This window comes from Streptococcus suis (assembly GCF_019794615.1).
In the GTDB taxonomy this organism is placed as follows: domain Bacteria; phylum Bacillota; class Bacilli; order Lactobacillales; family Streptococcaceae; genus Streptococcus; species Streptococcus suis_AI.
In genome coordinates, this window is sequence record NZ_JAIMDU010000014.1 from 42867 (window position 1) to 53186 (window position 10320).

9 protein-coding genes and 2 pseudogenes are annotated in these 10320 nt (G+C 35.1%); 10 read left to right on the forward strand and 1 reads right to left on the reverse strand.

Annotation, left to right across the window (positions count from 1 at the left end):
- Nucleotides 1-4: 4 nt before the first annotated feature.
- The 7 genes from K6V43_RS05320 (at nucleotide 5) to K6V43_RS05350 (ending at nucleotide 5130) form a co-directional block, all read left to right on the forward strand.
- Nucleotides 5-217 carry a helix-turn-helix domain-containing protein gene (locus K6V43_RS05320; RefSeq protein WP_024403498.1) on the forward strand — a complete coding sequence of 71 codons (213 nt, stop codon included), beginning with the start codon at nucleotides 5-7 and terminating at the stop codon, nucleotides 215-217.
- Nucleotides 218-237: 20 nt separating this feature from the next.
- Nucleotides 238-936 (forward strand): response regulator transcription factor, encoded by a 699-nt coding sequence (locus K6V43_RS05325; RefSeq protein ID WP_024403497.1) that lies wholly within the window; start codon nucleotides 238-240, stop codon nucleotides 934-936.
- 3 nt (nucleotides 937-939) lie between these two features.
- Nucleotides 940-1848, forward strand: coding sequence for a sensor histidine kinase (locus tag K6V43_RS05330; RefSeq protein WP_099810468.1), 909 nt, complete (start codon nucleotides 940-942; stop codon nucleotides 1846-1848).
- A 121-nt stretch (nucleotides 1849-1969) separates the two neighbouring features.
- Nucleotides 1970-2737 (forward strand): ABC transporter permease, encoded by a 768-nt coding sequence (locus tag K6V43_RS05335; protein ID WP_099810467.1) that lies wholly within the window; start codon nucleotides 1970-1972, stop codon nucleotides 2735-2737.
- Between the two features lie 13 nt (nucleotides 2738-2750).
- Nucleotides 2751-3674, forward strand: a complete 924-nt coding sequence (locus K6V43_RS05340) for an ABC transporter ATP-binding protein (protein ID WP_009644465.1) — start codon at nucleotides 2751-2753, stop codon at nucleotides 3672-3674.
- Entirely contained in the window at nucleotides 3667-4398 is a 732-nt protein-coding gene (locus tag K6V43_RS05345) for an ABC transporter permease (RefSeq protein WP_024403494.1), read from the forward strand. Before K6V43_RS05340 ends, K6V43_RS05345 begins: the two co-directional genes overlap by 8 nt.
- Complete coding sequence (locus K6V43_RS05350) at nucleotides 4399-5130, forward strand: ABC transporter permease (RefSeq protein WP_009644461.1); 732 nt, start codon at nucleotides 4399-4401, stop codon at nucleotides 5128-5130.
- A 41-nt stretch (nucleotides 5131-5171) separates the two neighbouring features.
- On the opposite strand, the pseudogene K6V43_RS05355 reads toward K6V43_RS05350, so the two are convergent.
- A pseudogene (locus K6V43_RS05355) lies at nucleotides 5172-5441 on the reverse strand (relaxase/mobilization nuclease domain-containing protein); the annotation flags it as partial.
- Here K6V43_RS05355 and tnpA point away from each other — a divergent pair.
- From tnpA to K6V43_RS05370, 3 genes and pseudogenes are all read left to right on the forward strand, one after another.
- Nucleotides 5439-5687 (forward strand): annotated as a pseudogene (tnpA, locus tag K6V43_RS05360) (IS200/IS605 family transposase); the annotation flags it as partial. The pseudogenes K6V43_RS05355 and tnpA sit on opposite strands and share 3 nt — an antisense overlap.
- Before the next feature lie 352 nt (nucleotides 5688-6039).
- On the forward strand, nucleotides 6040-6960 hold the full coding sequence (locus K6V43_RS05365; protein WP_222382090.1) for a metal ABC transporter solute-binding protein, Zn/Mn family: 921 nt from the start codon (nucleotides 6040-6042) through the stop codon (nucleotides 6958-6960).
- A gap of 28 nt (nucleotides 6961-6988) precedes the next feature.
- Nucleotides 6989-10162: a pneumococcal-type histidine triad protein gene (locus K6V43_RS05370; protein ID WP_222382093.1), complete on the forward strand. Its 3174-nt coding sequence runs from the start codon at nucleotides 6989-6991 to the stop codon at nucleotides 10160-10162.
- Nucleotides 10163-10320: the final 158 nt, after the last annotated feature.

Sequence of the window (10320 nt, forward strand, 5' to 3'; positions counted from 1 at the left end):
TAGTATGGCATTGAATTATAAACCATTATGGATACTATTGGCGAAGAAAAGTTTGAAGAAAACAGATGTAATAGTTATGGCAGGGATTACCACTAATGTTATGGCACAGATGGGAAAAAATAAGCCTATAACACTTAAAAACTTAGAAAAAATATGTAAGGCTTTAGATTGTACACCGAATGATGTATTTTCCTTTGATGATAATTATATTGAATAAGAAGTATGGAGTTATGAGATATGAGAGAGATAATAATTATAGATGATGATATTGCATTATGTAATTTAATTAAAAAGTGTTTAAGTACTGATGGATATTCTGTTGATATTGCCAATAATGGATTAGACGGATATAAGAAAATACGAAATGCAAATAATTTGTGTCTGATTTTATTAGATATTATGCTTCCTGATTTTGATGGGTTTCAAGTTCTGGAGATGATAAGGGAAGAATGCACTATTCCGGTTTTAATGCTGACTGCGAAGTCTGATGATGATTCAAAAATTTATGGACTTAAACAAGGTGCTGATGACTATCTGACAAAGCCATTTAATATAAATGAACTTAAGGCAAGAGTTGAAGCTATGGTTCGTAGATATATAGATTTCAATCAGAAAAGCACAGACCAGTCTGATATACTCACAATAGATGGTATGCAAATAGATAAGGAAAATAGAACTGTAAAAATAAGTGATAATAACATAGAATTAACAAATAAAGAATTTGATTTATTGTATTTTCTTGCGTCTAATAAAGGGAGGATTTTTACAAAAAAACAAATATATACGAATGTTTGGGAAGAAGATTATCTTTTTGATGATAGTAATATCATGTCCTTTATCAGTAAGCTTCGAAAAAAAATAGAGCCTAACCCTGAAGAACCAATTTATATTTTGACAGTTAGGGGCGTGGGTTATCGTTTTAGTAAGGGGGTATGATATATGGATGTAAAAATCATCATAATCTTATTATTGATATTTGTAATTTTTTGTTTGTTAAAAAAAATTACGAACATAAAAAAAGAAATAAACAGGATTCAGGAAGTACTCGTTGATATAAAAAATGGTGATTACAATCGCAGAATTTTAATTAAGAAAAATGAAACTACAGAAAAGATCTGTCATGATATAAATGAGATAACTCTACAAAGTCAGAACAAGCTAATAGAACAAAAGCAGTCAGAACAGGCGTATAAATCGCTTATGACAAGTTTGTCTCATGATGTGAAAACACCATTAGCTTCTTTGGTTGGATATTTAGAAGCAGTGCAAGAGGGAATTGTTACGGGAGATGAGAAGGATGATTATATAAAAATTTCTTTAAGTAAGGCACATTACTTGAAGGATTTTGTAGAAAAACTCTTTGATTGGGTAAAGTTGGATTCAGGAGAATGGAAGTTTTCTTTTGTAGATAAAGACCTGAATGAATTAACAAGAAATGTGATAAGCGACTGGATTCCTATTTTTGAAGAAAAACATATAAGTTATGAAATTGAAATTCCGGAACAGGAATTCTATATAAAGATAGATGAAAATGCCTATTTTAGGAGCTTAAACAATATTATAAACAATATTATTATTCACAGTAATTGTGATAGAGTACACTTGAAATTAGAAGAATCGGATACAAAAGCTACTTTGATGATTTTAGATAATGGAAATGGTATAAGTGAAAAGGACTTACCATATATATTTGATAGAATGTATCAGGCAGATAGTTCAAGATTAACAAAAGGATCGGGACTTGGCTTATCAATTGCTAAAGAATTGTTAAGAGTGAATAATGCCAAAATAAGGGTAAGTAGTATACCTAACATAAAAACTGTCTTTACTGTGGAGTTTGCAATGTAAGTAGCTGATTTAGAAAGCCTCTTTTTGGGGCTTTTTTTATTGAAACAAGATAAAAACAAGGGTGTCGCAAGATTATGGCAAGGTTAATCATTTATAGTATTTATTGTTAAGGAGGTGCAAAATGTTTTTAATAAAAGCTGAAATAAAAAAATGGAAGAGAAACAAAATTTTGATAGGCATTATTATATTAACTGCTATCTTAAATTTGTTTGCAATTGAAAGGGCATTTGCGATTTCAAGAGAAAGTCCCATCATGGATAGCTTTGGGGACTTATATTGTTTGGCATTTAAGAATTTAACCTTTGTATTTTTGCCAATCGTAATTGGAATAATTTCCACTATGTTATTTTTCGATGAAAAAAAGAATGATACTTTAAAGAATGTACTAATAACTTCGGTTAGTAGATTTGAAGTATTTTTGGTGAAATTTGTTCTGATTGAGTTATTAACTATATTTTTAATGATATTAACATATATATCATCTGTATTTGGTGCAGTAATAAGTGGAGGCTTTATAGATTTTAATTTAATTACATTAAAAGAGGCAGCAATATTATATGTGCTTGCAGCTTTGTTAATTCCGATTGCAATGCTTCCAGTGATTTACATTGCTACTTTTTCTAAGAGTTATGTTTTACCTATTTCTATGTGCTTGCTTTATTTAGGAATTGGGATATTTGGAGCTTCGATATTAGTTCATATACATCCGCTTGCAAGTTTATTAGGGGTTTATCAAAATGTATCATCGGCTGCCAAAGAAATGGTAGAAAACAGTATCGGTGGATATTCGTTAAATGTATCGCAGTTTAGTTGTTTGTTACCTATTTTAACAATTGGAACACTATTTTTTGTGTTCTCTATAAAATCTATGAAAAGACAAAATTATTAAGGAGAAAAATAAAATGAAAAATTATATTATTGAAACAAAGAATTTAACAAAAGTGTATGGAGAACAAAAGGCTGTAAATTCGGTAAATTTGCACATCAAAAAAGGTTCCATATATGGGTTATTAGGTCGAAATGGAGCAGGTAAAACAACCATTATGAAGATGATATTGGGTCTTACGGATATTTCGAATGGTGAAGTAAGTGTTTTCAATCAAAACATAAAAGGTAACGAGAAAAAGATTTATCCAAGAATTGGTGCAATTATTGAAACACCCGGATTTTATCCTAATCTTACAGGGACAGAAAATTTGGAAATATTTGCAATGTTAAGAGGAACGGCTTTTCCTAATGCGGTTAAAAATGCTTTAGAAGTAGTTGGTCTGCCATATAAAGATAAAAAACTCTTTGGAAATTATTCTTTAGGAATGAAACAAAGACTGGGAATAGCTAATGCAATTTTACATGATCCTGAGGTTTTAATTTTAGATGAACCGACAAATGGATTAGATCCAATAGGTATAGCAGAAGTTAGAGATTTTATAAAAGATTTGAGTGTAAAAAAAGGAAAAACAATTTTGATTTCCAGTCATATTCTATCTGAAATAACACTCCTTGCTGATACAGTGGGCATTATAGATAAAGGAGTTTTATTAGAAGAAAACAGTATGGAAGAATTAAATAAGAAAAATAGAAAGTACATTATTTTGGAAGTATCAGATGTATCAAAAGCTGCGACTATTTTGGAAAAAGAGTTTGGAATAACAAATTATTCCGTTGAAGATAATAATCATATAAGGATATATAGTCATGGATTAGATATGGCAAAAATTAATAAGTTGTTGGTTATGAATGAAATATCAGTGATTTCATCACAAACATGCAATGAGTCTTTGGAAGATTACTTCAAGAAAATAACCGGAGGAGAGGGAATTGCTTAATTTAGTTAAAGTAGAGTTTCTTAAATTGAAAAGGAAAAAGATTGTTTGGATGATGTTTCTGGCAACACTCTTAATGCCATTGCTTGCCACTATATATTTTGGGAATATAGATCTTTCAGATAATGCAATGAAATATTTCAAATGGACAATCTTTAGTTATAATTTATGGCTGATTTTGCCAATTATATTAGGAATATTTTCCACAATGATTGTGTCAGCAGAGTATGAGAATGATACTTTTAAGATATTGTGGATTGTTCCTATACAAAAGACGAAGCTTTTGATTAGCAAATTTGTAATTATGCTTATTTACACTTTAGTATTTATGAGTTTGTCAATTTTCTTTACACTTCTTTTTGGGAAATTTATTCATCATATAGAGATAGATTACTCTTTGTGTATTTTTCTTATTAGAAAGTGTTTTGAGATTAGTGTACTTTTAGCAGTTTCTATGCTTCCCATTTTATCTATCGCATTTTTGACAAAAAAATATATTTTACCTATTTGTTTGACGATTGTTTATGCTTTTTCGGGATTTGTAATTTTGATGGTTAATATGTATGTACACCCATTATCGAGCTCTACAGCAATTGTTTTGAGAGATGTTCCGGGAATAGTATTAAATCAAGATATAAATATAGTTTATTCTCTTCTTTGTATAGGAGGATGGGTAGTTGGATTTACAATAGTTACAAAATTATTATTGAAAAGGAGAGGATGGTAAATGAAGACCCTTTTATTAGCTGAATATAAAAAACTTCACAGATCAAAATTGATATTTTTGCTTGTATTTGCACTCATGATGACTTTGGGAGTTGTATTTCTTCAAGGACAATTTTCATTTGGTGGGAAAAAGTATATAGACACATTTGGATGGTATATTTTACAAGTGCAGTCTTTAACAACATATTTTGTATTGCCAAGTTTGATAGCATTGTTTGGAGGATATATTATTTGTCGTGAGGAACAAGAAGATGTACTCAAATCATTAAAGTTAATACCGATAGATGAAAGTAATATGATTACTGCAAAAATGGTAATTACTCTGTTGGGTAGCATTTTTGTTTATCTAATATTGTTTATGGTATCTTTAATTATAGAAGCGGTATTGCATTTAAATGCGGTAAACATGAGTGAAGTAGTTCATTATTTTGTTGTATATGTATTAACTGGAATAGGTGTTTTTATGGCAATATCTCCAATTATTGCATTCGTTGGACTTGTAAAAAGAAGCTACTGGATAGCTCTGATTATCGCTGAAATATACTCCTTTATAGGAATTTTCTTTGCCTCAAAGGAAGTTGTAAGAGCCATATATCCAATATCATCTGTATTCGTTTTATCGGGACTATATAAAACACCAGTTATGGAATTGCTGATTAGCATAATCGTAAATATTGGTTGCTGTTTTATTTCACATAGAATACTAAAGAAAATGAGAGTTCGTAAAAAATAGTTATGAAAATAAATTTATAAATTTAAAAAGAGGAGAGAACACTATCTCTCCATCTCCTTACCCATGTAAATTCCATAATTCTTTCGTATTTTATAAAGCTCGTCCATAGTAGATTTTGTAGAAGAATACTCTTGCATTAGGGTATTCTTTTTTTCTTGCAATTTATCAAGTTTATCTAAAATATCCTTTGAATCAGGTAGCTTTGAATAGGACTTTTTTAGTTTTGCAAGAGCCGTTTCGTAGCGTGTGATTTCAGCCTTATGCTCCTCAAAAAATGCCTTATCAGAAGGATTTGCTTTATATTCCTTGTAAGTGTATCAAGTTTTATGGGCTATTTAAAAGGCAAGAGTGCTCTTATGATGTTTGATAAACACGCCAATCTCAAATATAAATTTGGCAATCGTCATTTCTGGGCAGAGGGATATTATGTAAGTACAGTTGGACTTAATGAAGCCACAATTAAGAAATATATACAAGAACAGGAAAAACATGATATAGCACTTGATAAGTTAAGTGTAAAAGAGTATGAAGATCCCTTTAGGGATAATGGCAAGTAGTATGAATGCCTCTTTAAGAGGCTAGTGACGAGTCAAAAGCAGTGAGGCTTGAACAAAGTGAAAGCCAGCGTCTTTAGGCGCTGGCTGGTGATGTGGGCTTATAGCCCTTGTTCAAACCACCCGTTTGACGGGTGGTCATGATTTGGGAAACTGTAGAGAGTTAGGAAATACCGTTTGCAAATAGGAATGAAATTGATCTAACTTGTTTCTATAAGGGATAGGAATACTGGGCTTGTTCGTTCTTGAGCAATAGTTTGATGTTGGATTGGTTGATGTAAATAAATCCAAACAAATACTTGACTGGTTAATTATCTTGTGGTATAGTTAACTGGTTAATAAAAAGGAGGAGATTATGATAAAGAAAATAATCCATTGCAGTATCTTAATGGTACTTGGTTTTTTTCTTGTTGCTTGTTCAGTGCAGAAGGAGTCAAGTCAGGTTCAGTCTGGATTGAAGGTTGTCACTTCATTTTACCCAATTTATTCACTGGTTAAGGAAGTGTCTGGTGAAAGGAATGATATCCGAATGATTGGTTCAAGGCAGGGGATTCATTCTTATGAACCATCGGCAGCAGATATTAAGGCTATTTATGACGCCGATGTCTTTATTTATCACTCACGGATTCTGGAGTCGTGGGCGAATCGGTTGGAACCGAATTTACAAGGGTCATCCGTCAAAGTCTTAGAGGCTTCAACAACTCTACCCTTGAAAAAGGTTCCAGGCTTGGAAGATGTAGAAGCTGGTCAAGGGATTGATGAGGCGAGTCTATATGATCCACATACTTGGTTGGATCCCGTTTTGGTGGGACAAGAAGCTGTTGCGATTGGGGAACTGTTAGCAGAAAGTGACCCTGAGTATGCAGATTATTACCGAAAAAATGCTAAGGATTTAGAGAAAGAGGCTCAACAGTTAGCTGATAAATATGTTACTGTATTTTCTAAAGCAAGTTCAAAAACATTTGTAACCCAACATACGGCTTTCTCTTATACTGCACAACGTTTTGGGTTGAATCAGTTGGGAATAGCCGGTGTTTCAGAGGAAGAACCGAGTCCAAGACAGCTGGCAGAAGTCAAAGAATTTGTGGATACCTACCACGTTAAAACGATTTTTACGGAAAAAGGTGTTTCAAATAAGCTTGCTCAAGCATTGGCCAGTTCGACTGGAGTGGATTTGAAAGTATTGGATCCTCTTGAAGCAGATCCTGAAAATAATGCGACGTATTTAGAAAATTTAGAGCAGGTTTTAGAAACTTTGGCTAAGGAGTTGAAATAAGAGATTTAAATAACCGAAAGGGGAGAATATGAAGAAAAAAGTTGTTGTTGGTTCTGTTGCAACCCTTGTTTTAGGGATGAGTCTGTGTAGTTATCAGCTTGGCCGTTTCCAAGCTATGGAAGAACAGAAGAACCGAGTGGCCTATGTTGAAGGTGGTCAGAGTGAACAAAGTACGGTTGCGGAAGATCTGACGCCAGATCAAATTTCTGCCAAGGAAAATATCGATGCGGAACAGATTGTTGTTAAGATTACTGATCAGGGGTATGTGACGTCACATGGAGATCATTTTCATTACTATAATGGAAAGGTTCCTTTCGATGCAATTTTTAGTGAAGAATTGGTGATGAAGGATCCAAATTATGTCCTTCAAGATCGTCACATTGTCAATGAAGTGCAAGATGGCTATGTTATAAAAGTTGATGGGAAGTATTACCTCTATTTGAAAGATGCCAACAAGCATAAAAATGTCCGTAGTAAGGAGGAAGTAGAGCGACAAAAGGGAATCTCGTCAGCAGATAGTAAAAAACAAGCCACAGGTCAGGCTGGTGCGGATGGTCGCTATAGAACCGATGATGGGTATGTCTTTAACCCTACGGATGTCATTGAGGATACAGGTGATGGATTTATTGTTCCTCATGGAAGCCATTTTCATTTCATTCCGAAAAAGGATCTTTCTGCATCGGAATTAAAGGCTGCTCAAGACTTCTGGAATCAAAAGGGAACTGTCAATACAGCTCGTGGTCATCAATATGGTGGGGGTAGTCGTCAACAAGAGCAGATTGCTACCACTCAGGTGGTGCAAGGACAAGATTTGTCTAGTTTGCTGGCTCAATTAGATGCCACACCTTTATCTCAGCGCCATGTAGAGGCTGATGGCCTGGTCTTTGATCCGAGAGTAATCACCAAGAAAACAGCAACAGGTGTTATCGTTCCACATGGCGACCATTATCATTTTGTTCCCTATAGCCAGATGTCTCCTCTGGAGGAGAAAATTTCCAGAATGATTGGATTAAATGGATCAGGGGTTTCTTCTACTCAACAAGCAAGGCAGCCTCAGCATACACCGACACAACCAACCAATCCAGTCAGACCAATTGGGACGGTTCCAACATTACCAGTATCACCAACTAAACCCAAGCAGACAACAGGGAAAATGGTTTCTTACATGGGACGCCAGATTCCTGCTTATGGGAAAGGGTTGGATGGTAAGTCATATTTCACTAGTGACGGTTATGTCTTTAGTAAAAAATCTATTACCTCAGTTGATGACCAAGGTTTGGTGGCTAGTCATGGTGATCATTTCCATTATGTTGGATTTGGAGAGCTAGAAGATTTCGAAATCAAGCAGGTAGAAGAATGGGTAAATGAGAAAGCTGGGAAACAGAATCCGACCAAGGTTACTGAACAAGCTAGTGGTAACATTAAGCCAACGGATTCTGCTCAAGGAAATGAGTCTAAGCCCTCAACGCCTATTCAAGAGACTCCTGTAAAACCTGATGATACAATACAAGCAGATAGACCGGCGTTTGAATACAAGCATGTCATTGCGAAACGCAGTCAAGATGAAAAAGTGATTTATGATGTGGAGTTAAATGGCAAAACCTACTCATATTCTCGAAATGAATTGGATTTAATGAACATTTCATTTGCTGAATTAACATTGGCAGAAAAAGATAAGCAGTATGTATTTGATGTTGCACCGCTTGCAGAGGGAGATCTTAAACCGGCTATGTTGGTTAGTATGGATCACATTCCGATGAAAGGTGCTAATGCAACCTATGATACGGGTCAATCCTTTATTATTCCACACATCGACCACATACATGTCCTGCCTTACACATGGCTCAGCAAAGAGCAAATTGCTACTATCCGTTATATCATGCAACATCCTGACATTCGTCCGTCCGCCTGGACATCAAGTGGACATGGTGATGGAGAAGCAACAGACATTGTACCGCCTATTTTAAATGCAACACCAAAAACCAATCGTGTAGGTTTGAAAAACTGGCAAATTATTTATACAGCAGAAGAAGTGATGGCTGCGCGTGCTCAAGGAAAATTTGCAACCAATGATGGGTATATCTTTACAGCTGAAGACGTCTTGGATCCAGCAAGTTTTGTCTTTAGTCAAGCCTTTAGCTTACCAAGAGCAACGGGTGGTTCACTCCGTTCAGTGTCGAAGAAAGATTTGTCCAAGGCAGAATTGGAGGCTGTTCAAGCTCTTCTTGACAAACGAGATGCGGAAGAATTGGCTAAAAATGTCACACCAATTGAGAAACGTGCAGGTTTGAAAAATTGGCAAATTGTTCACTCGGCAGAAGAATTGGCAGAAGCTAAGGCAGCAGGAAAATATACAACGAAAGACGGCTATATTTTTGACCCGGCAGACCTATTAGATCCAAAAGTGAAAATAGGTACGGATAACTATCGCATCCCACGTGTGATTACAGATGGTTACCGTCGGATTAACAAGAGTGATTTGAATTACTTAAGCGAGCTGATCCCAGCAGAGGCTATGGTAGCTCAACGTGAGAAATCTAATTCTAGTTCACCGTCAACACCTGCACCAACTGAAACAGGAACAACTGCAGGCGAGACAACAACGCCAGAACAGCCACAAGTTGCCAAAGAAACAGCAGAGGAAATTTACAACCGAGTTGAAGCGAAGAAAGTCGTTCCTTTTGAAGCACTGACCTACAATGCTGGCTATGCGACCGAAGTACGCAACGGGACTCTAGTGATTCCGCATCAAGATCACTATCACTATGTATCCTTTAAATGGTTTGACCAAGACAGTGCAAGAAGTCCTGAAGGGTATAGTCTAGAAGATTTCCTAGCAACGGTTAAATACTACATGACTAATCCACAAGAACGCCCTGTTTCAGACGATAGCTGGGGAGTATTTACACCAAGTACACCATCTGAATCAACAGAAGAAACAGAGATGGAAGAAAGTGATGAAGAAATTATTTCTGAAGAAACTGAGGAAATTGACGAGTTTACAGAAGAATTAAAACGAAGAGCAGAAGAGTTTGGCATGGACTTCAAAACCTTTGAAAAAAGTCTGGTCACGCTCTCAGACCGTTACAAAGTTTCTTTTGAAGCTTTCGAATATGATGCAACAAGCAAAGTTGTTCGACTTGTAGATAAGGATGGGGTCAAACGGACCATTTTCCTTCCAAGTTTAGAAGAACAAGTATAGTAAACAAAATACCTGTAGCTCTGCAGGTATTTTTTTACAGAAAAACGATAAGAATCATTCCCGTAGTTATTTATTCCCGTCCTATCACCGGATTAGCACCCTATAAAAAGAAAAATCGCCACGTTAAGTAGCGATTTTTCCCTTTTGTGAGCCTCAAT